Genomic DNA, 19,000 nt, shown 5'->3' with positions numbered 1-19,000 from the left:
TCTACCCGTTCAGGGGAGGGAAGTGCGGGATCTCCCACGGACGCCTCGCTCTGCTTCCGGAAGCCGCGGCCACCGCCGCATCGAGATCCGCGAGCATCTCGTCGACGTCGCGGTACCGCGATCTGCTCGGGCAGGGGCTGCGCAGCCACAGCACCTCGATCGCGCCCGTCTCGCTCTTCTCCGCATACGCGACCAGGCGCGCGGCATCTCCGTGCGCCCTCGAGGCGTCGCAGATCCGCCACCCCGCACGGCCGAGCGGCACGATCTCCCATGCTGCCGCGGCGGGAGGGTCCGGAGGCGCCACGATGCTCACAGCGCCTTCCCCCCGGTCACGGCGAGCACCGCGCCCGATGTGTAGGAGGACTCCGGCGAGGCGAGATAAACGTAGGCGCCGGCGAGCTCGGCCGGCTGGCCGGCCCTGCCCAGCGGCGTGTCGGAACCGAAGGATGCGACCTTCTCCGCATCCCAGCCAGTCGCGGGGATCAGGGGGGTCCAGATCGGCCCAGGCGCGACGGCGTTGACGCGGATGCCCTGAGGGCCGGTCTCCTCGGCGAGCGCTTTCACGAAGGCGACCTGCGCCGCCTTCGTCATCGCGTAGTCGATGAGTCCAGGGGAGGGATCGAACGCCTGGATGGAGGCCGTCACGATGATGCTCGCCCCTGCCTCCAGCGACGGCAGAGCCGCACGGGCGGAGAAGAGGAGGCCCGCGAGGTTCGTGTCGAACACGCGCCGCATGTCCTCGGTGCGCAATTGCGCGAGACCGTCGACATCGTGCTGGTATGCCGCGTTGAGCACGAGCACGTCCAGGCCGCCGAGCGCCCGCCTGGCTTCCACGACGACCTCCTCGGCGAACGCCTCGTCGCGGACGTCCCCTGCGAAGCCGAGGCCGGTACGGCCGGCGTCGCGGATGAGGCCGACCGTGACGTCGGCATCCTCCTGCTCCTCCGGCATGTGCACGATCGCCACATCGGCGCCCTCTCTGGCGAACGCGATGGCGACGGCGCGGCCGATCCCCGAATCGCCTCCGGTGATGAGGGCGCGTCGGCCGCGAAGCCGGCCGCTGCCGGTGTAGGTCTGCTCGCCGTGGTCCGGCGTCGGCACGGTCTGCTCGGTGAGCCCCGGCTGGTCCTGGGCCTGCGGGGGGAATGGACCGTCGGTATGGGCGTAGCGGGGGTCTTGGCGGATGTCGCTCATGGCGTCCTCATTCGATCGGGGGGATGGTCTGCCCTCGACACTCCTTCCCTCCGAGCATCGCGTCCAGGGGGTTGACAGGCCGATCGGGGCGCCGCTTCACGCGGGCCCGCGACGCCGACTCCCCGATCCGGATCTGTCAACCCCGCTGACACCCGTACGCCGGATGGCGAGGCTGGAAGCTCATCGAGTGAAGGAGACCACCATGTCAGGCACACGGGCGATCACCGACGAGGAGCTGCCCTTCATCCCCGGGCACGTCGAGCACGCGGATGCCGAGGAGCAGCCGGACACGCAGGGAAGCACGCCCCAGGAGGCCGAGCTGGGCGAGGACGGACAGGGCGATCTCGCCCCCGAGGACGAGCCGGATGTGCTCTCGGCCGACGCGGTGGGCGCCGACGAGCCGACGGACCTCCGCGAGGAGGCACCATGAGCGAGATCGGCGATCAGGGTCTGCGTCCGGAGCACGTGCGGGCGCAACCACCCGGCGACGAGCAGATCGCCGCGGAGGAGAAGGCCTCCCGAACCCGTGGATCTCGCTCGAGAGCCGAGCCGCCGCACGAGCCGGCACCGCGCCCGGCGGGCGAGAAACAGGAGAGGACGGCATGAGCGAGGTCACGGTCTTCGCTCCGTCGCCGACCCTGACCGTGACCGTGGAGGATCACCCGCAGGGTTCTGAGGTGCATGTGCACGCCGGCGGCCAGGGGGTGTGGCAGGCGAGGATGCTGCGCCGCCTGGGCTGCGAGGTGACGATCTGCTGCGTGCTCACGGGCGAGGTCGGAGGGGTCCTCGAACACCTCCTGCACGACGAGGGCATCCGGCTGGCCGCGGTGCAGCGATCCGGTCGCGGTTCGGCATATGTGCACGACAGACGCAGCGGCAGCCGCACCGCCATCGTCGAGGAGCAGGGCGATCCGCTCGGCCGTCACGAGCTCGATGATCTGTACACGACTGCGCTGGAGGCCGGCTCGCGCTCGCGCGTCGTGATCCTCAGCGGACCGGCCGGCGACGACACCGTGCGCGCGGACGTCTACCGCCGACTTGCAGCGGACCTGCATGCGGAGGGTCGCTGGGTCGTCGCCGATCTCGCCGGTGAGCGGCTGCGCGCGGTCGTCGCCGGCGGCGTCGACGTCCTCAAGGTCAGCCATGAGGAGTTGACCCGCGACGAGCTCATCGCCGACGACTCGGTGGACGCGATCATCGAGGCGATGTCTGCCCTGCGCGCGGAGGGCGCCGGTGCGGTCGTCGTCACGCGCGCATCGTCACCGCTGCTGCTCATGGACGCCCAGGGGACGATCGAGGTCGCCCTCCCCGCGTTCCAGGAGGCGGAGACCAGGGGCGCGGGGGATTCCCTGACTGCGGGCCTGTCGGCCGGGCTCGCCGGCGGAGAGACGCTTCGCCAGGCGATCACCCTCGGCGCGGCGGCCGGGGCCCTCAACGTCACCAGGCATGGCCTCGGCACCGGCGACGGCGACGCGATCCGGCAGCTGCGCGACAGGGTGCGCATCGCGGAGCGCCCCGTCTCCTCATCGGTCGAACCCGATCACCGCATCAGCCCCCAGGGCCTCGCGGCACGGGCGAGCAGGGAGCAGGACGCATGACCCGTGCGCTTATCACCAACGATGACGGCATCGACGCCCCCGGTCTCGCAGCACTCGCCACCGCCGCAGTGGCGGAGGGGCTGGACGTCGTCATCGCCGCACCGGCGAAGCAGTCCAGCGGTTCGAGCGCATCGATCCTCGCCGAAGAGGCCGGCGGACGCATCCGCATCGAGCGACGCGAGCTCCCCGGCCTCGAAGACGTGCGCACGCACGCCGTCCACGGCGGACCGGGCCTGATCGCGATGATCGCGACGCGCGGAGCCTTCGGACCTCCCGTCGACCTCGTGCTGTCCGGGGTGAACCACGGCGCCAATGTCGGCCGAGCAATCCTGCACTCCGGCACCGTGGGAGCCGCTCTGACCGGAGGGCTCGGCGGAGCATGGGCTATGGCCGTCTCGCTCGACGTCGGCATGCGCCCAGAACGCTTCTACTGGGATGTCGCCGCGAGCGCAGCCTCCCGTGTCCTTCCTCTGCTGCTGGCGAGGCCGCGGGGCACGGTGGTGAATCTCAACGTCCCGAACACCGAGAGCATCCGCGGCCTCCGAGAGGCTCCGCTCGCGCCGTTCGGCATCGTGCAGACGACGATGACCGAGCTCGACGAGCACGACGTCCGGTTGGCGGTGGAGGACCTACCGCTCACGAGGGAGCCGGGCAGCGATGCCGCGCTCCTCGCCGACGGATGGGCGACGCTCACCGGGATCGTCCCGGTGAGCGATCAGCCCTTCCCGCTTCCCGCTCAGATCGAGGGCGTCGATCCCTCCGGGATGTCGTCACCGCTGGACTCGGCGGGCTCGGGGACGAGGTAGAGGCCGCCGGGCGAGTTCGCCGTGAAGGCGAGCGCCTCGATCCACGCGCGGTTCAGGGCCGGCGAGCGACTGCCGTAGTACTTGAAGACGAGCGCGCTGCTGGGATGCACCCACACGGTGGTCCGCCCGCCGCCGACGCTGGCATCCTCACGCCACGAGAACGGGAAGGGCTCGCCGCGACGAAGCTTCGCGCTGATGACGAGCTGGATGTGGGTCAGCGCGCGATCCTCGATCTCCGCCTTCACACCGTCCTCGTAGATGAATCTGCCCATTTGTCCTCGCTCCTGTCGGTGTCGTTCCCCTACCGGTAGCGTAGGCGGCATGGGCATGCTCTACTACGGATCCTCCGCAGATCCGATCCAGATCGAGGATCGCGCCCTCGCTCATCTCAAGGTGGTGATCGCCACCAAGCTGCGGCGCAACGAGAGCTTCACACTGTCGTGGCAGCACCCGGACGGCGATGACCCGGGGCGTTCGACGCTCTGGCTGCACCCGTCGATCCCCCTCCGCTTCGTCTTCGATACCCCGGAGGCGCCTGAGCTGCACGCCGAATGGATCACGGCGATGGCCAATTCGGCGAACTCGAGCGGCGGGATCACCCTGGTGCCGGAGGATCTCGACGCGAGCTGATCATTCGACCGCGTTGTCGCGAAGACCACGTGCGCGGGCCGTGTCAACCCCCGTGCCGGTCTGCGCACGCGCTCCTAGCGTGGCTCCCGTTCACGTGAGAGGAGAACGACATGACACTCATCAGCGACATCATGACGCCCGGCGCCCGATGCGTCGGGGAGAACGACTCCCTGCAGATCGCGGCCGCACTGATGGCGGAGCTCGATGTCGGCTCGCTTCCCATCTGCGGGGAGGACAGCAGGCTCAAGGGGATGCTGACCGATCGCGACATCGTCGTGAAGGCGATCGCCCATGGCCTGGATCCGGACTCCACACGCGCCGGGGTGCTGGCGGAGGGCAAGCCGGTCACGGTGCAGGCCTCGGACGACGTGACCGTGGCACTGGAGCGCATGCAGGAGCATCAGATCCGACGTGTGCCCGTGATCGAGGATCATCTGCTCGTCGGGATCGTGAGCCAGGCCGACATCGCCAGGTCGCTGCCGGCGCAGGAGACCGGCGAGACCGTCGAGAGCATCTCCTTGTGAGGAGGACGACATGCCACGCGGACAACGATCACGTCTGAAGGATCCAGAGCTCTACGAGGAGCTGCGCAAGGACGGCGCGTCCAAGGAGAAGGCCGCCCGCATCTCCAACGCGACCGGAGGCACGAAGAAGGGCCGAAGCGAGGTGGGGCGTCGCGGCGGCGAGGCCGGCGACTACGAGGACTGGACGGTGGCCGCGCTGCGCAGGAGGGCGAAGGAGCTCGGGCTCACCGGATACTCCGGCAAGCGCAAGAGCGAGCTCATCTCCGCGCTCCGGGACCACTGAGCAGCGGCGGTCCGCCTGCCCATCCGGTTAGGGCGTGGCGGCGTCGCCGAGGGGCTCGGCGCGACGCTCCCTGGCGCCCATGACGCTCACACCGACGCTCGCCGCGATCACGAAGCCGATCGCCACCAGCCGCAGCGGACTCGCGGCCTGCCCGAGGAGCATCCAGCCCGCGAGCGTCGCGGTCGCAGGCTCCAGGCTGAGCAGGATGCCGAAGACGCGCTGCGGCACGCGGCGCAGCGCCGCGAGCTCCAGCGTGTACGGGATGATCGACCCCAGCAGCGAGGTGGCAAGAGCCAGGATGAGGAGCATCGGATCCGCCGCGATGACACCGAACGTCGGCACCCCGAACGGCACCAGCACGACGGCCGAGACGACGAAGGCGATCGCGAGGGCGCCGTTGCCCTCGATCTCGGCGCCGGCATGGGCGCTCGCGCGGATGTACAGCGCCCAGAACAGCGCGGCGACCAGGACGAAGGCGACGCCGAGCGGATCGAGGGGATCGGCGCCGAGCATCCCGTCGACGCCGAGCAGGGCGATCCCGAGGACGGCCAGCGCCACCCAGCCGACGTCCCGCAGCCGACGGGTGAGGATCGCCGCAAGAGCGAGCGGTCCGAGGAACTCGATGGCGACCGCCGGCCCGAGGGGAATCCGCTCGATCGCGGCGTAGAAGGCGCCGTTCATGCCCCCGAGCGCCAGCCCAAACAGGATCGCGGCCTTCCATTGCCTGCGGCTCCAGGTGCGCACCTTCGGGCGGACGACCAGCATGAGCACGATGGCAGCGATCCCCAGCCGCAGCGCGGTCACGCCCCAGGCGCCGAGCGCGGGGAACAGCTGCGCGGCGATCGCGGCGCCGAACGACAGCGAGACGCACGAGCCGAACACCAGCGCTGCGCCGAGGAGCGGGCGGGATGCCGTGGACGAATGCACTGATCAAGACTGCCACGACCTTTCCACGCCGACCGCGCAGGCGTCCGGCGCGCGATCACCGCGGGACGAGTCCCACTCGCAACGGCGCATCCGGTGAGGACGCGGCCGCCACTGCCGCGTCCGCCTGCTCCAGCGGGAACACCGCTCCGACGGCATCGGCGAATGCGAAGGCACGACCCCGGCCGGCGAGGAAGGCGACGGCCTCCGACAGCTCGGTGCCGGTGCTGCCGTGCACACCGGTCACCGTGACCAGCCTGCGGACAAGGCTGTCCGCGGGCACGACGATCGCGGGCGAGGGCGACGCACTCGCCAGCAGCACGACCGTGCCTCCCATGTCCACGGCATCGATCGCCTCGGCGACGGCGTGCCCGGACGTCTCGATCGCGACGTCCACGAGCTCGTCCGTCCGCTCTGCATCCGCTCCGAAGCCGGCCGCGAGCGCACGCCGATGCGGGACCGGTTCGACGATGTCGACCCTGGCGCCTCGATCGGCCGCGATCGCGGCCGCGGTCAGACCGAGCAGGCCCGCACCGAACACCCGCACGCGGGCGCCCTCGAGATCGCGTCCAGTCTTCGCCACCGCCGCCCACGCGGTCGCGGTCGCGCAGGACGCCGGAGCCAGGACGGCCGCGGGCAACGACTCGGGCACCCGCACGATCGATGTCCCCTTGCGCAGGTGCACGTGGCTGGCGAACCCGCCGGTGAGCTCCCAGCGCGGCTCGAGGCGCTCTCGCCCGTACTGCGCGAGAGACCGGCACGCCTGCGGAAGCCCCGCACGGCAGCGGTCGCAGTCCCCGCAGGACACGGCGACCGTCCACACCACGCGATCGCCGACCCGCAGCTCGGTTCCCTCCACCGTCCGTGCGCCGCCCTCGCCGAGGGCGATCACCCTCCCGACGCTCTCGTGACCGAGGACGGCTGGTGCGACGGAGGTGCGGTCGCCGCACGCCACACGCACGTCATCGCCGCAGATCGTCGACAACTCGACGGCGACGAGGACGTCCCCTGCCGCGAGGCCCACACCGGGCACTGCGACGCGCTCCAGCGCCTGTCCTGACCCGAGCCATACTCGGGCCGACGCTGCGGGCCGCAATGCGATATCGCGCAGCTGCGCGTGGGGCAGCAGCGTGCGCACGTCAGCCGTCCTGATCGAGCTGGCGCGGTGGATGGAGGCGGCGCCTGTGATCGGCGATTCCCGTTGCGGTCATGAGGCCCCTCCCGATCCCGTTCATCGTGGATCCGGAAGTCACTCTGACATCGCGATGCGAGCCGGATCGGCGATCGGCGGAAGTGTTCAGCGCCCGTTAACCGGAGATTCCCCCTGGCTCGGAGGGCACCAGAAAAGGCCCGTGAATCCGATGATCGCGAGCGCGTCGGAATGAGAATCCTTGGGGAGCGCGCTCGCGATCTTGGCGCTGGGGACGCCTATCTGGGGATGCTTCAAATCTAAGCAATGACCGCACCGACGGGCAGGTTCGAAGGTCGAGAGGCATATAGACCTTCGTCTAGACCTGCGACGGATGCCTCAGGTGATCGGCACCGTGGCGGCGACTCTCCACTGCCCGTCGACCTCCCCGGCGCTGAAGTCGCCGCTCGCGCCGAGCACCCGATCGGCCATCCGACGCAGACCCGTGCTGCTCGACGGCAGATCGCGCCTCGGCGTCGTCGGAAGAGGGCTGCTGACGACGAGGGTGGATGCCGCGTCGTCGACGCTCAGGGCGATCGTCACCTCGCCGGGGCCGGCGTACTTGAGCACGTTGGTCGCGGATTCCCGCATGATGCGCGCGAGGATGATCTCCGCCATCCGGGGGATCCGGTCATCGCGCGGGTCGCCCTCGCGCCGCACCGCGTGACCCGCCGAGGCGAACTCGGCGCTCGCCTCCTCGATCGATGAGGCGAGGTCGCCGGTCTGCATGCCTTCTGAACGGGGGCCATCGTCTGCGAGTTCGATGACGAATCGCAGGTCGGTCATCGCCTTTCGCGCAGCGATGCGGATCGCATCCTGCGACTCCGTGCTCATGGTCGGGTCGTCGAGCAGCTGCACGTGCAGCGAGACGACCGTCAGGTGGTGGGCGATGCTGTCGTGGAGCTCGCCAGCGATCCAGCGTCGCTCCGCGAGAACCGCCTGCCGCTCCTGTTCTGCGCGCTGCTCCAGTTCGCGCTCGAGACGGCTTCCTCTGTCGAAGGCCACGCGCAGGGCGAGACCGATGCCACCCGCCACCGCGGCGAAGATCAGATAGATGGCGATCTCGCCGGGGAAGACGCTGTCGCCGATGGCAATGATCGCCGTCGCGACAAGGAACGCCCCGGCGTACGCGAGTATCAGGGCGTTCCATCCGAGACGGAGCACGAGCCCGGCGGCCACGGCCGCGGCGGCGAGGACTTCGATCTGGCTGTCGACGATGAATGACAGCCCGAAGATCACGGCGATGGCACACACCGCCGCCAACGGCGACCAGAGGAAAAGGGCGAACACCGCCGTGGAGGCGATGCTCAGAAGAGTGGGACCAGGGTCTTGCCCTGGTGAGCTGAAAAGGCGGAAGAGGTCGAACGCGGTGATGACACCGAGGATCACGACGAAGGCGATCATCTCGAAACGGCTCAGGCGAGCGCCGCGCCCCAGACGGAGCGCAACGGCTTCTCTGCGGCTGAACCGGCCAAGCACCATAGGGTTCACGTTCTCCTATTCGCCAGGTAGCCTAGCGATTGATACCAAGCACCCAAGCAACTGTCTGCCAGAAAGTCATAGTATTTCACCTCCAAATACTTGTCGTTCGGTCAGGAACGATTCCATCTTCTCGGGGGTGAACCACCTCGCACATCTGCCTTTCGATCAGATGTGATTAGCCAAAGGTCTAGGTCTTCCCCGCTCCTCGCCCACAGCGCCGTTAGGCTTCGGATATGCCTGAGATTCGCGTCCTGATCGTCGATGACGACCCGCTGGTGCGCTCCGCCCTCACCCACTTCGTCTCCCGCGATCCCGAGATCGAGGTGATCGGCGATGCCGTCGACGGGCTCGAGGCGATCGCCGCGGTGGAGCGGGAGCATCCCGACGTCGTCCTCATGGACGTGCAGATGCCCGAGATGGACGGGATCTCGGCCACGGCGGCGATCGCCGCCCGCTGGCCGGATGTGCGCGTGCTCGCCGTCACCACTCTGGACGGCAGCGACACGGTGCTGCCGATGCTGAGCGCCGGCGCCTCCGGCTACCTGTTGAAGGACTCCAGCGCGGAGAGCGTTGTCGCGGGCGTCCGCGACGTGTACGACGGCGCGAGCGCCCTGTCGCCGAGGATCGCCTCGCTGCTCGTGCGCCACGTCCGCGACAACGACACCACCACGAGTGGACGCGGCAACGATCTGGCACCCCTCACCGACCGCGAGCGCGAGGTGGTCGACCGCCTCGCCGAGGGCATGTCGAACGCCGAGATCGCACGGGCGCTGATCGTCTCCGAGGGCACGGTCAAGGCGCACCTCGGGCGCATCATGACCAAGTGGCAGGTGCGGGACCGGGTGCAGATCCTCGTCGCCGCCGCGCACGCGGGGCTGATCGACTTCCGCTGAGACCTCCGCCGCGGCGGTCTACGATCGTGGGGGAGCAACACCGGAGGTCATTCATGCCCGTCACCGACACCCGTCTCGCGCACGCGGAGGACCTCGCCGACTTCGTCGCGGCGTCGCCGTCGAGCTATCACGCCGCCGAGGAGGTCGCGCGCCGTCTGCAGGCGATCGGCTTCGTTCGCCTGGACGAGACCGAGGCGTGGCCTGCGCAGCGCGGTGGGCGCTTCGTCGTCGTGCGCGACGGCGCGGCGATCGCCTGGGCGGTCCCCTCCGACGCCGGTCCGACCACCGGGACGCGGATCTTCGGTGCGCACACCGACTCCCCCGGCTTCAAGCTCAAGCCGAAGCCGACCACGGGTTCCCGCGGCTGGCTGCAGGCCGGCGTGGAGGTCTACGGCGGGCCCCTCCTGAACTCGTGGCTCGATCGTGAGCTGCGCCTGGCCGGTCGCCTGGCGATGGCCGACGGCTCCGTCGTCCTCGCCGCCACCGGCGCGCTCCTTCGACTCCCGCAGCTCGCCGTCCACCTGGATCGCGAGGCGAACAGCGGACTCTCGCTCGACAAGCAGTTCCATACCCAGCCGGTCTGGGGCCTCGGCGACCCGACGGCGGAGGACCTGCTCGGCGAGCTCGCCGCCGCCGCAGGAGTGGATGCGGCCGGCATCCTCGGGTTCGACGCCGTGGTGGCCGACTCCGCCCGCGGAGCCGTCTTCGGCAAGGACGACGCCTTCTTCGCCGCAGGGCGTCTGGACGATCTGGCCTCCGTGCACGCCGGCGTCGTCGCGCTCTCCGCGCTCGCGCAGACCCCACTCACCGAAGGCCCGATCGCGGTTCTTGCGGCCTTCGACCACGAGGAGCTCGGCTCAGGATCCCGCTCTGGTGCCGCCGGTCCCTTCCTCGAGGATGTGCTGGTGCGCGTGCACGCCGACCTCGGCGCCGACGCAGCCGCGCAGCGTCAGGCCTTCGCGGCCTCGTGGTGCCTGTCGAGCGACGTCGGCCACTCCGTGCATCCGAACTACGCGGCTAAGCACGACCCCGTGGTGCAGCCGCTGCTCGGTTCCGGCCCGATCCTGAAGCTCAACGCCAACCAGCGCTATGCGACGGATGCCGTCGGGGCCGCCGCCTGGGCCGGATGGTGCGCCGCGGCCGGTGTCGCCTCGCAGGAGTTCGTCTCGAACAACAATGTGCCCTGCGGCTCGACCATCGGGCCGATCACGGCGACGCGCTTGGGCATCCGCACCGTCGATGTCGGCATCCCGATCCTGTCGATGCACTCGGCACGGGAGCTCGCCGGGGTGAGCGATCTGCACGACCTCTCCCTCGTCGCAGGAGCGTTCTTCGTCGGCTGACGGGGTGCGCGGCTTCCGTGCGGCGGAGGTTCGCGGGAATCGCGTTCCGCCCGCTGACCCCTGCCGTGGCGCGACAGTGCCATCATGAGCACATGAGTGAGAAGAGCGGCTCGCTGATCGAACGCGCGGGCATCGAGATCATCCCGGAGTCCGAGCGCACGGCGAGGCCCCGAGACCTGTTCTGGCCGTGGTTCGCGGCCAATGTCTCGGTGTTCGGCATGTCGTACGGCACCTGGATCCTGGGATTCGGCATCTCGCTGTGGCAGGCGACGGTCGTCGCCGTCATCGGCATCGTCGTCTCGTTCGCCCTGTGCGGCCTCATCGCGATCGCCGGCAAGCGCGGCTCTGCGCCGACCATGGTGCTCTCCAGGGCCGCTTTCGGCGTCCAGGGGCAGAAGCTGCCGGGGATCGTCTCGTGGTTGACCTCGATCGGGTGGGAGACCTCGCTGGCGATCACCGCGGTGCTCGCCACGAACACGGTCCTGCACGCGCTCGGCTGGGTCGGCGAGGACGGATCGCTGCTCGCCCAGATCATCGCGACCGTGCTCGTGGCCGCGCTCATCGTCGGCGCCTCCGTGCTCGGCTACCACACGATCATGAAGCTGCAGTCGGTGCTCACCTGGCTCACCGGCGCCATGACGATCGTGTTCCTGTTCCTCACCGCGGGCTCCATCCGCTGGGATGTCGTGACATCGCTGCCCGACGGCTCCTTCCCCGCGATGCTCGGTGCACTGGTCATGGTCATGACCGGATTCGGCCTCGGATGGATCAACATCGCGGCCGACTGGTCGCGCTACCAGAAGCGCACCACGTCGGATGCCAGGATCGTCGCCTGGAACACGATCGGCGGCTCGGTCGCACCGATCGTCCTGGTGTTCTTCGGCCTGCTCCTGGCCGCATCCAGCACCGAGCTGATGGATGCCGTCGGCGGCGACCCCATCGGCGCGCTCGCGCTGCTTCTGCCCACCTGGGCGCTGTTCCCCTTCCTCATCGTCGCGATCCTCACCCTCGTCTCGGGTGCGGTGCTGGGCATCTACTCCTCGGGTCTGACGCTGCTCAGCCTCGGGATCCGGATCCCCCGTCCCTCCGCCGCGGCGATCGACGGCGTGCTCCTCACGGCGGGGACGATCTTCGTGGTGTTCTTCGCGCAGGACTTCAAGGGCCCGTTCGAGACATTCCTCATCACGCTCGGCGTCCCGATGGCGGCATGGGCCGGCATCCTCATCGCGGACATCCTGCGGCGCAAGAAGGACTACGACGAGGCCGCGCTGTTCGACTCGTCTGGTCGTTACGGCGCGGTGGACGGGGTGTCGGTGATCACGATGCTCGCCTTCACCGCCATCGGTTGGGGGCTGGTCTACTCCTCCCTGTTCCCCTGGCAGGGCTACCTGATGTTCCTCGTGGGCGGGGCCGATGGTGTCTGGGCCTACGCGAACCTCGGTGTGTTCATCGCTCTGATCGGCTCGTTCCTGGTGTGCTTCTTCGCCCGCGCAGGGAAGATCCGCCGCCAGGAGGCGTGATGACCACGCGCTGGCTCGTCGTCATCGACCCGCAGAACATCTTCGCCTCGCCGGATTCGGCCTGGGCGTCGCCGTTCTTCTCCGAGGCGATGCCGCGCATCCGGGCGCTCGCCGATGCGTTCGGCGAGCGCGTGCTCGTGACGAGATGGCTCCCCACCGCCGACCGCGCGACGAGCTGGGGCGCATACTTCGACACCTGGCCCTTCGCCGACCAGCCGCAGAGCGACCCCCTGTTCGATCTCGTGCCCGAGGCGAGGGCGCTGTCTCCGCATCCGAGCATCGATCTGCCGACCTTCGGGAAGTGGGGACCCGCGATCGAGACGATCGTCGGGCGCGGGGCGGAGGTGGTGCTGACCGGGGTGTCAACGGACTGCTGCGTGATCTCGACGGCTCTCGCCGCCGCGGATGCGGGTGCGCGCATCACGATCGCCACGGATGCCTGTGCCGGATCCTCCGCGGAGAACCACACGGCAGCCCTGCACGTGATGGGCCTGTATCCACCGCAGATCACCCTCGACGACACGGAAGGCATCCTCGCCGCGCTCTGACGCCTCCGCGCTTCGTCGCCGGCCGTTCCGTGAGCATGCCACTCTTGTGACGATCGACACAAATGCGTAACATATCCGGCATGGCGGAGAACGAACGCGCACTCGAAGACGGCATCGTCACCGACCTCCGCGATCGGATGACCTACGGCTCCTATCTGGAGCTCGACCGGCTGCTCTCCGCCCAGCATCCGGTGAGCGACCATCACGACGAGATGCTGTTCATCATCCAGCACCAGACGACCGAGCTCTGGCTCAAGCAGCTGCGCCACGAGCTCTCCAGTGCCCGCGACCTCCTCGCCAGCGACGACCTCCGCGAGGCCCTGAAGCGGGTCGCGAGGATCAAGCGCATCCAGGACGTGATGACCCAGCAGTGGTCGGTGCTGGCCACCCTCACCCCCACCGAGTACGCCCAGTTCCGCGGATCGCTCGGCAACTCCTCCGGTTTCCAGTCCGTGCAGTACCGGGCGGTCGAGTTCGCCCTCGGCAACAAGAACGAGCGGATGCTGCAGGTGTTCGCCGACCATGCGGAGAACCTCGCCCTGCTCACGGCCGAGTTCGAGCGGCCGACGCTGTACGACGAGTTCCTCCGCTACGCGGCACGCCGGGGCCTCGCCGTGCCGGCATCCGTGATCGATCGCGATGTCCGCGAGCCGTACCGCCCGCACCCGGAGCTCGTCCCCGCCATCAGGGCGATCTACGAGGACCCCCAGACGCACTGGGACCTCTACGAGGCCTGCGAGGATCTCGTCGACCTCGAGGACAACTTCCAGTTCTGGCGCTTCCGGCATCTCAAGACGGTCACGCGCACCATCGGCATGAAGACCGGCACCGGAGGCTCGACCGGCGCGGCCTTCCTGCAGCGCGCGCTCGAGCTGACCTTCTTCCCCGAGCTCTACACGGTCCGTACCGAGATCGGCGCGTGACCATGCCGGGGCTGCGCCGTGTCCCCGGCGGGTTCATCGGCGGCGGCTTCACGGATCACCACGTGCACCTGCAGCTCGTGGATCGAGCGGGGCTCACGGAGTCGGTGCTGGCGCGCGTGATCGATCTGGGCGGGGATCCCCTTCGACTCGCTGCGCTCGCTCAGGGAGCGGAGGGGAGGCAGCCGCTCGCTCAGGATGCCCCCGTCGAGATCGTCTTCGCCGGGGCGTTCCTCACCCCGCCGGGGGGATACCCCTCCGACCGCGCATGGGCTCCGCCCGGCTCGGTGCGCGAGATCGCTGATGCGGACGCCGCGGCGGATGCCGTCGACGAGATGGCCTCGGCCGGGGCATCCTTCGTCAAGGTCGCCTCCAACAGCACCGCCGGGCCGGTGTTCTCCGACGAGCTCCTCCGCGCGATCCTGGGGATCGCGGCATCCGCGCGCCTCCCCGTCATCGTCCACGCGGAAGGGCCGGGTGAAGCGCAGCGGGCCGTCCGGCTCGGCGCGCGGCTGCTCGCACACGCCCCGTTCTCCGAGCGCCTCGACGACACGGAGATCGCCGCTCACGCCACCGGGGTGCAGTGGATCTCGACGCTCTCGATCCACGAGGGCGATGCTTACGAGATCGCCGTCGACAACGTCCGCCGATTCCACGCCGCAGGCGGCACCGTGCTCTACGGCACCGACATGGGCAACGGCCCGACGCCGGTCGCCCTCAACCCCCGTGAGATCGCGGCGCTGCGCGAGGCAGGCATCCACGGCCTCGACCTCCTCCGCGCCCTCGCACCTCGCGACACCCGAGCGCTCTTCCACCCCGCCGATGACGAGATCGACATCGACCCGCTCCGCGCCCGCGCGCTCTCCCCCGACGACCTGGAGGCCTGACATGACCGACCTGCTCACCGCCGCCCGAGCCCTCGACGGAGCCGACCCGCTCGCGCGGTTCACCGACGCGTTCGTCGACGCGCCAGGCGTCACCGCCTACCTCGACGGCAACTCGCTGGGGCGCCCGCTGAAGGACCTCGCCGACAGAGTGGCCGGCTTCATCGGCCACGACTGGGGCACGCGCCTGATCCGTTCCTGGGACGAGCAGTGGATGGAGCTCCCGCTCGAGCTCGGCGACCGTATCGGCGACGTCTGCCTGGGCGCCGCGGCCGGTCAGACGGTCGTCGCGGACTCCACGACCGTGCTGCTCTACAAGCTGATGCGTGCGGCGGTCGAGGCCAGGCCCAGTCGCGAGGAGATCCTCATCGAGGAGGGCAACTTCCCCACCGACCGCTTCATCGCCGAGGGCGTCGCCGCCGAGCGCGGTCTCACGATCCGCTGGCTCTCCCCCGACCCCGTGCTCGGCGTGCAGCCGGACGATGTCGCGGCGGCCGTCTCCGGACGCACGGCGCTCGTGGTCCTCAGCCACGTCGATTACCGCTCCGGCGCGCTCGCCGACATGGCGGCCATCACCGAGATCGCGCACGATGCGGGCGCTCTCGTGCTCTGGGACCTCTGCCATTCGGCGGGGGTCGTGCCCATGCAGCTGGATGCCTGGGGCGTGGACCTGGCCGTCGGATGCACGTACAAGTACCTCGGCGGCGGCCCCGGTTCTCCGGCTTTCGCCTACGTCCGTGCCGACCACCAGGGAGTGCTGCACCAGCCGATCCAGGGGTGGATGGGCGCCGCTGACGTCTTCGCGATGGGAGCCGGATACGTGCCGGACGCCGGGATCCGCCAGTTCATCAGCGGCACGCCGCCGGTGCTGGGGATGCTGGCGATGCAGGGGATGGTCGAGCTCATCGCCGAGGCGTCGATCGAGGCCGTACGGGCGAAGTCGGCATCGCTGACCGGGTTCGCCGTGCAGGCCTTCGACGAGCTGCTCGCACCGCTCGGCGCGCGTCTGCTCAGCCCCCGGGAGGCCGCAGCCAGGGGCGGGCACGTGACGATCGGCCATCCCGATGCCCGGCGCGCCACCGAGACGCTGTGGGCGGGCGGCGTGATCCCCGACTTCCGGTTCCCCGACGGCATCCGACTCGGGCTGTCGCCGCTGAGCACGGGCTACGAGGAGACCGCGCGCGGCATCCTCGCCGTGCGGGACGCACTGGCCGCATGACCGCCGTCGCATCAGCGGACCGTCCCGTGCTCGACGACATCGACGCACGGCCGGGGAGCACCGCCTCGCTGCTGCGGACGGTCGTCGGACTGTACCTGCGACGCCTCGGCGGCTGGATCCCCACGTCCGGGCTCGTGCGGCTCGCCGACGATCTCGGCGTTCCTGCGGCGACCGCGCGCACGGCCATCGCCCGTCTGAAACAGCGGGGCCTGCTCCTCCCCGAGCGCCGCGAAAGCGCCGGCTACCGGCTGAATCCGGATGCGGAGCGGATGCTGGAGCGCGGCGACCGCCGCATCTTCGATGTGCGTCTCATGCAGGACGGCGATTCCTGGTGCCTCGTCTCTTATTCGATCCCCGAGGCGAGGCGGGATCTGCGGCACCTGCTGCGGCGGCGGCTGCACTGGATCGGGGCGGGCGCCGTGTCGCCGGCGCTGTGGATCCTGCCGGGGCACCTCGAGGGCGAGGCGGAGGAGATCCTCGTCGAGCTGGGGGTGCGGACGCAGGCGGTTCTCTTCAGGGCAGGGGCCCCGCTGACCGCCGGCCCGCTGCGCGATGCGGTGCCGCAGTGGTGGGATCTGGTCGCCCTCCGCGCCGAGCACGAGACCTTCCTCGCCGCCGTCGATCGGCTGCCGGCCGAGCCGTTCGCGGCCTTCGTCCGCCTCGTCGACGCCTGGCGTGTGCTCCCGTACATCGATCCTGGTCTGCCGGCTGCCCTTCTGCCAGAGGACTGGCCAGGAGAACGCAGCTTCACGGCATTCACGGAGCGCTCGACGGCGCTCGCCGACGCCGCGTGGGAGCACGTGCTCACCCTCACCGGCCCCCGCCGATAGAGTGCGCTCATGCGCATCGTGGTCTCCGGGACGCACGGCACCGGCAAGTCGACGGTGATCTCGGCGTTCGCCGCACGGCATCCGACCTTCGAGGTGCACGCTGACCCGCACGACCTCACCGGGAGCGGCAGCGGCGTGGATTCCTTCATCGAGCAGTTCCACGTCGCCGCCCGGCGCCTGCAGCGGCTCCCTGCAGGGCGGGACGCCGTGCTCGAGCGCTGCCCGCTGGATTTCCTCGCCTACCTCGAGGCCTGGGATGCGCTCGGCCGCCCCGGACGGGCTGCGGCGGCGATCCCCGACCTCGTCGAGCCGGCCGTGTCCGCGATGGCGGCCGTCGATCTGCTCGTCGTCCTGCCGCTGTCAACGGCATCCGGCATCCACCTCCCCGCCGACGAGGACCTCGACCTGCGCGAGGAGATGGATGCCGCACTACTGACCCTCACCGAGGATCCCGACCTCGTGCCTGGCTCGGTCCGAATGATCGAGCTCGCGGGCACCCCGGAGGAGCGTCTGGCCGCTCTCGAGGAGATCATCCGGTGACCGTCGGCGTCGCCTCGGGCAGATCGGCGGTCGAGCGCAGCCTGATGGGCGGCAGCAGCACGACGGCGAGGAGCCCCGCGAGTGAGATCGCCGTCGCCACGAGGAAGACCGTCGACGAGGCCTGGGCGTAGAGCCCCGGCAGCGCCGATGCGGGTACGGCATCCACGGCGGGGACGTATCCGGCGACGATCGCGCCGAACACGGCGAGCCCCACCGTCGAGCCGAGCGTCCTCGTGAAGATGACCGTTCCGCTCACCGCTCCGGTGTCGCGCAGCCGCGTGGCGTTCTGCGCGACGAGCACGAGGTTCGTCACGGTCATCCCCAACCCCGCGCCGATCAGCGAAGAGGAGACGACCACCCACCACAGCGGCGTCCCTGTCGACAGCGGGATGAGCCCCGCATTGCCGAGGAGCACGAGCACGACGCCGGCGAGCAGGTAGCGCCGGATGCGGCCGGACCTGGCGCTGAGGCGCCCGACGAGCAGTGCGCACACGAACGTGGTCGCCGCCATCGGCATGAGCAGGACGCCCGCGGTGAGCGCATCGAGCCCTCTCCCGAGTTGGAGGTACTGCGTCACGAAGATGGTCCCGCCGAACATCGAGACGCCCACGCACAGGCTCGCCGCCGCGGCGAGCGCCGGCACACGTCCGGCGAGAGCGCGAAGCGGCACGATCGCATCCGCGGTCCGCCACTCCCACCACGCGGCGGCGGCGAGGACGAGCAGACTCGATGCGACCCAGAGGAGCGAGGGCGCTCCGAAGGGAGGCACCACGTCGCCGACGAGGGAGATCCAGCCCAGCATCCCCGTGAGTCCGATGACGAGGAGCACGGCGCCCAGGTAGTCGACGCGACCCCGGGCCGGCGCCGTCGCCCCTGGCAGGACGATCTGCACGACGATGGCGGCGAACACGGCGACCGGGACGCCGAGCAGGAAGCACAGCCGCCACCCGATGCCGGGGACGCCGACCAGCAGCGCTCCGACGAGCGGACCGGAGACCGTCGCGACGATCTGCGAGACCGCCATCACGCCGTTCACCTGCGCGCGCCTGCGGGGGACGACGAGACGCGCGGCGAGAGCCTGGGTGAGCGCGATGTGTCCGCCGATGCCGATGCCCTGGATGACGCGCGCGGCGATCAGCAGATCGGCGGTCGGGGCGAGCCCGCACAGCAGAGCACCCGCCGTGTAGAACCCGAGCGACCACTGCAGCACGACCTTCGCGTCGAAGATGTCGCCGAGCCTGCCCCAGAGCGGGGTCGTGACCGCGGACGCGAGGGCCGTGGTCACGAACATCCACGTGTAGTGCAGGGTCGTGCCGTCGATCTCCCTGGTGATCGCGGGGAGGGCCGTGGCGATGATGGTGCCGCTCATCATCCCGACGAACTGGACGAGCGTCAGCACGGCGATCTGCGCGCCGAGCCGCCCGCGCCGACCCTCGCGCCGGTCGACATCGGCGTGGCGAGCCGGGGGGGGGGGGGGGCCCCCCCCCCCCCCCCCCCCCCCCCCGCCCCAACCCCCCCCCCCCCCCCCCCCCCCCCCCCCCCCCCCCCCCCCCCCCCCCCCCGCCCGCCCCCCCCCCCCCCCCCCCCCCGCCCCCCCCCCCCGGCCCCCCCCCCCCCCCCCCCCCCCCGCTTCCACGCCGCCGCCCGCGCCCCCCCCCGTCCCGCGACGACCG

The 19,000-nt window shown here is 70.3% G+C and carries 23 protein-coding genes; 16 read left to right on the top strand and 7 right to left on the bottom strand.

The genetic code is table 11. The features are described 5' to 3' along the window. Position 1 precedes the first annotated feature (1 nt). Both ACWGJP_RS08665 and ACWGJP_RS08660 read right to left on the bottom strand, forming a co-directional pair. A complete protein-coding gene (locus ACWGJP_RS08665) occupies positions 2–313 on the bottom strand; it encodes a hypothetical protein (protein ID WP_452329354.1) in 312 nt (103 codons plus the stop codon). Next, entirely contained in the window at positions 310–1,194 is an 885-nt protein-coding gene (locus ACWGJP_RS08660; RefSeq protein WP_452329353.1) for an SDR family oxidoreductase, read from the bottom strand. The genes ACWGJP_RS08665 and ACWGJP_RS08660 overlap by 4 nt, the downstream gene beginning before the upstream one ends. Positions 1,195–1,396: 202 nt before the next feature. On the opposite strand from ACWGJP_RS08660, the gene ACWGJP_RS08655 reads away from it, so the two are divergent. The 4 genes from ACWGJP_RS08655 to surE are packed head-to-tail and all read left to right on the top strand — an operon-like array spanning position 1,397 to position 3,598. Then, positions 1,397–1,624, top strand: coding sequence for a hypothetical protein (locus tag ACWGJP_RS08655; RefSeq protein ID WP_452329352.1), 228 nt, complete (start codon positions 1,397–1,399; stop codon positions 1,622–1,624). Continuing rightward, positions 1,621–1,800, top strand: coding sequence for a hypothetical protein (locus ACWGJP_RS08650; protein WP_452329351.1), 180 nt, complete (start codon positions 1,621–1,623; stop codon positions 1,798–1,800). The genes ACWGJP_RS08655 and ACWGJP_RS08650 overlap by 4 nt, the downstream gene beginning before the upstream one ends. Then, positions 1,797–2,792, top strand: coding sequence for a 1-phosphofructokinase family hexose kinase (locus tag ACWGJP_RS08645; RefSeq protein WP_452329350.1), 996 nt, complete (start codon positions 1,797–1,799; stop codon positions 2,790–2,792). The genes ACWGJP_RS08650 and ACWGJP_RS08645 overlap by 4 nt, the downstream gene beginning before the upstream one ends. Beyond that, the gene (gene surE, locus ACWGJP_RS08640; RefSeq protein ID WP_452329349.1) at positions 2,789–3,598 is read left to right on the top strand and encodes a 5'/3'-nucleotidase SurE; all 810 of its coding nucleotides are present in this window, start codon (positions 2,789–2,791) and stop codon (positions 3,596–3,598) included. Before ACWGJP_RS08645 ends, surE begins: the two co-directional genes overlap by 4 nt. Here the strand turns inward: surE and ACWGJP_RS08635 are convergent. Further along, positions 3,529–3,870, bottom strand: a complete 342-nt coding sequence (locus ACWGJP_RS08635) for a DUF7882 family protein (RefSeq protein ID WP_452329348.1) — start codon at positions 3,868–3,870, stop codon at positions 3,529–3,531. The genes surE and ACWGJP_RS08635 overlap by 70 nt on opposite strands. A gap of 49 nt (positions 3,871–3,919) precedes the next feature. Here ACWGJP_RS08635 and ACWGJP_RS08630 point away from each other — a divergent pair, with 49 nt between their 5' ends. From ACWGJP_RS08630 to ACWGJP_RS08620, 3 genes are all read left to right on the top strand, one after another. After that, positions 3,920–4,228 (top strand): DUF7882 family protein, encoded by a 309-nt coding sequence (locus tag ACWGJP_RS08630; RefSeq protein WP_452329347.1) that lies wholly within the window; start codon positions 3,920–3,922, stop codon positions 4,226–4,228. A 110-nt stretch (positions 4,229–4,338) separates the two neighbouring features. Next, the gene (locus ACWGJP_RS08625; protein WP_452329346.1) at positions 4,339–4,752 is read left to right on the top strand and encodes a CBS domain-containing protein; all 414 of its coding nucleotides are present in this window, start codon (positions 4,339–4,341) and stop codon (positions 4,750–4,752) included. A 10-nt stretch (positions 4,753–4,762) separates the two neighbouring features. After that, positions 4,763–5,035 carry a DUF7218 family protein gene (locus tag ACWGJP_RS08620; protein ID WP_452329345.1) on the top strand — a complete coding sequence of 91 codons (273 nt, stop codon included), beginning with the start codon at positions 4,763–4,765 and terminating at the stop codon, positions 5,033–5,035. 27 nt (positions 5,036–5,062) lie between these two features. On the opposite strand, the gene ACWGJP_RS08615 is transcribed toward ACWGJP_RS08620, so the two are convergent. From ACWGJP_RS08615 to ACWGJP_RS08605, 3 genes are all read right to left on the bottom strand, one after another. Beyond that, a complete protein-coding gene (locus ACWGJP_RS08615) occupies positions 5,063–5,962 on the bottom strand; it encodes an EamA family transporter (protein WP_452329344.1) in 900 nt (299 codons plus the stop codon). Positions 5,963–6,017: 55 nt separating this feature from the next. Continuing rightward, positions 6,018–7,097, bottom strand: a complete 1,080-nt coding sequence (locus ACWGJP_RS08610) for an alcohol dehydrogenase catalytic domain-containing protein (protein WP_452329343.1) — start codon at positions 7,095–7,097, stop codon at positions 6,018–6,020. Positions 7,098–7,487: 390 nt separating this feature from the next. Continuing rightward, positions 7,488–8,552 carry a sensor histidine kinase gene (locus ACWGJP_RS08605; protein WP_452329342.1) on the bottom strand — a complete coding sequence of 355 codons (1,065 nt, stop codon included), beginning with the start codon at positions 8,550–8,552 and terminating at the stop codon, positions 7,488–7,490. A gap of 311 nt (positions 8,553–8,863) precedes the next feature. On the opposite strand from ACWGJP_RS08605, the gene ACWGJP_RS08600 reads away from it, so the two are divergent. The 9 genes from ACWGJP_RS08600 (at position 8,864) to ACWGJP_RS08560 (ending at position 17,327) form a co-directional block, all read left to right on the top strand. Next, the gene (locus ACWGJP_RS08600; protein ID WP_452329341.1) at positions 8,864–9,523 is read left to right on the top strand and encodes a response regulator; all 660 of its coding nucleotides are present in this window, start codon (positions 8,864–8,866) and stop codon (positions 9,521–9,523) included. A gap of 53 nt (positions 9,524–9,576) precedes the next feature. Next, positions 9,577–10,866, top strand: a complete 1,290-nt coding sequence (locus ACWGJP_RS08595) for a M18 family aminopeptidase (RefSeq protein WP_452329340.1) — start codon at positions 9,577–9,579, stop codon at positions 10,864–10,866. 92 nt (positions 10,867–10,958) lie between these two features. Beyond that, on the top strand, positions 10,959–12,386 hold the full coding sequence (locus tag ACWGJP_RS08590; RefSeq protein ID WP_452329339.1) for a purine-cytosine permease family protein: 1,428 nt from the start codon (positions 10,959–10,961) through the stop codon (positions 12,384–12,386). Continuing rightward, the gene (locus ACWGJP_RS08585; RefSeq protein WP_452329338.1) at positions 12,386–12,934 is read left to right on the top strand and encodes a cysteine hydrolase family protein; all 549 of its coding nucleotides are present in this window, start codon (positions 12,386–12,388) and stop codon (positions 12,932–12,934) included. Before ACWGJP_RS08590 ends, ACWGJP_RS08585 begins: the two co-directional genes overlap by 1 nt. Before the next feature lie 80 nt (positions 12,935–13,014). Beyond that, entirely contained in the window at positions 13,015–13,857 is an 843-nt protein-coding gene (locus tag ACWGJP_RS08580) for a tryptophan 2,3-dioxygenase (protein ID WP_452329337.1), read from the top strand. Beyond that, entirely contained in the window at positions 13,854–14,741 is an 888-nt protein-coding gene (locus tag ACWGJP_RS08575) for an amidohydrolase family protein (protein WP_452329336.1), read from the top strand. Before ACWGJP_RS08580 ends, ACWGJP_RS08575 begins: the two co-directional genes overlap by 4 nt. Before the next feature lies 1 nt (position 14,742). Further along, positions 14,743–15,957, top strand: a complete 1,215-nt coding sequence (locus ACWGJP_RS08570) for a kynureninase (RefSeq protein ID WP_452329335.1) — start codon at positions 14,743–14,745, stop codon at positions 15,955–15,957. After that, positions 15,954–16,787, top strand: a complete 834-nt coding sequence (locus ACWGJP_RS08565; protein ID WP_452329334.1) for a PaaX family transcriptional regulator — start codon at positions 15,954–15,956, stop codon at positions 16,785–16,787. Before ACWGJP_RS08570 ends, ACWGJP_RS08565 begins: the two co-directional genes overlap by 4 nt. Positions 16,788–16,796: 9 nt before the next feature. Next, complete coding sequence (locus ACWGJP_RS08560) at positions 16,797–17,327, top strand: AAA family ATPase (RefSeq protein WP_452329333.1); 531 nt, start codon at positions 16,797–16,799, stop codon at positions 17,325–17,327. Here the strand turns inward: ACWGJP_RS08560 and ACWGJP_RS08555 are convergent. Continuing rightward, complete coding sequence (locus tag ACWGJP_RS08555) at positions 17,317–18,726, bottom strand: MFS transporter (protein ID WP_452329332.1); 1,410 nt, start codon at positions 18,724–18,726, stop codon at positions 17,317–17,319. The genes ACWGJP_RS08560 and ACWGJP_RS08555 overlap by 11 nt on opposite strands. Positions 18,727–19,000 lie beyond the last annotated feature (274 nt).

Source organism: Microbacterium sp. NPDC055903 (assembly GCF_053615555.1).
Note: the sequence above shows the minus strand (reverse complement) of the source record. Positions and strands in the feature narration are given on the sequence as shown.

Excerpts from the sequence above, each read along its gene's own strand:
- ACWGJP_RS08650 (WP_452329351.1), top strand. The coding sequence starts at position 1,621 with ATGAGCGAGATCGGCGATCAGGGTCTGCGTCCGGAGCACGTGCGGGCG.
- ACWGJP_RS08600 (WP_452329341.1), top strand. The coding sequence starts at position 8,864 with ATGCCTGAGATTCGCGTCCTGATCGTCGATGACGACCCGCTGGTGCGC.
- ACWGJP_RS08625 (WP_452329346.1), top strand. The coding sequence starts at position 4,339 with ATGACACTCATCAGCGACATCATGACGCCCGGCGCCCGATGCGTCGGG.
- ACWGJP_RS08660 (WP_452329353.1), bottom strand. The coding sequence starts at position 1,194 with ATGAGCGACATCCGCCAAGACCCCCGCTACGCCCATACCGACGGTCCA.
- ACWGJP_RS08585 (WP_452329338.1), top strand. The coding sequence starts at position 12,386 with ATGACCACGCGCTGGCTCGTCGTCATCGACCCGCAGAACATCTTCGCC.
- ACWGJP_RS08605 (WP_452329342.1), bottom strand. The coding sequence starts at position 8,552 with ATGATCGCCTTCGTCGTGATCCTCGGTGTCATCACCGCGTTCGACCTC.
- ACWGJP_RS08635 (WP_452329348.1), bottom strand. The coding sequence starts at position 3,870 with ATGGGCAGATTCATCTACGAGGACGGTGTGAAGGCGGAGATCGAGGAT.
- ACWGJP_RS08630 (WP_452329347.1), top strand. The coding sequence starts at position 3,920 with ATGGGCATGCTCTACTACGGATCCTCCGCAGATCCGATCCAGATCGAG.
- ACWGJP_RS08645 (WP_452329350.1), top strand. The coding sequence starts at position 1,797 with ATGAGCGAGGTCACGGTCTTCGCTCCGTCGCCGACCCTGACCGTGACC.
- ACWGJP_RS08620 (WP_452329345.1), top strand. The coding sequence starts at position 4,763 with ATGCCACGCGGACAACGATCACGTCTGAAGGATCCAGAGCTCTACGAG.
- ACWGJP_RS08560 (WP_452329333.1), top strand. The coding sequence starts at position 16,797 with ATGCGCATCGTGGTCTCCGGGACGCACGGCACCGGCAAGTCGACGGTG.
- ACWGJP_RS08565 (WP_452329334.1), top strand. The coding sequence starts at position 15,954 with ATGACCGCCGTCGCATCAGCGGACCGTCCCGTGCTCGACGACATCGAC.
- ACWGJP_RS08590 (WP_452329339.1), top strand. The coding sequence starts at position 10,959 with ATGAGTGAGAAGAGCGGCTCGCTGATCGAACGCGCGGGCATCGAGATC.
- ACWGJP_RS08655 (WP_452329352.1), top strand. The coding sequence starts at position 1,397 with ATGTCAGGCACACGGGCGATCACCGACGAGGAGCTGCCCTTCATCCCC.
- ACWGJP_RS08580 (WP_452329337.1), top strand. The coding sequence starts at position 13,015 with ATGGCGGAGAACGAACGCGCACTCGAAGACGGCATCGTCACCGACCTC.
- ACWGJP_RS08570 (WP_452329335.1), top strand. The coding sequence starts at position 14,743 with ATGACCGACCTGCTCACCGCCGCCCGAGCCCTCGACGGAGCCGACCCG.
- ACWGJP_RS08595 (WP_452329340.1), top strand. The coding sequence starts at position 9,577 with ATGCCCGTCACCGACACCCGTCTCGCGCACGCGGAGGACCTCGCCGAC.
- surE (WP_452329349.1), top strand. The coding sequence starts at position 2,789 with ATGACCCGTGCGCTTATCACCAACGATGACGGCATCGACGCCCCCGGT.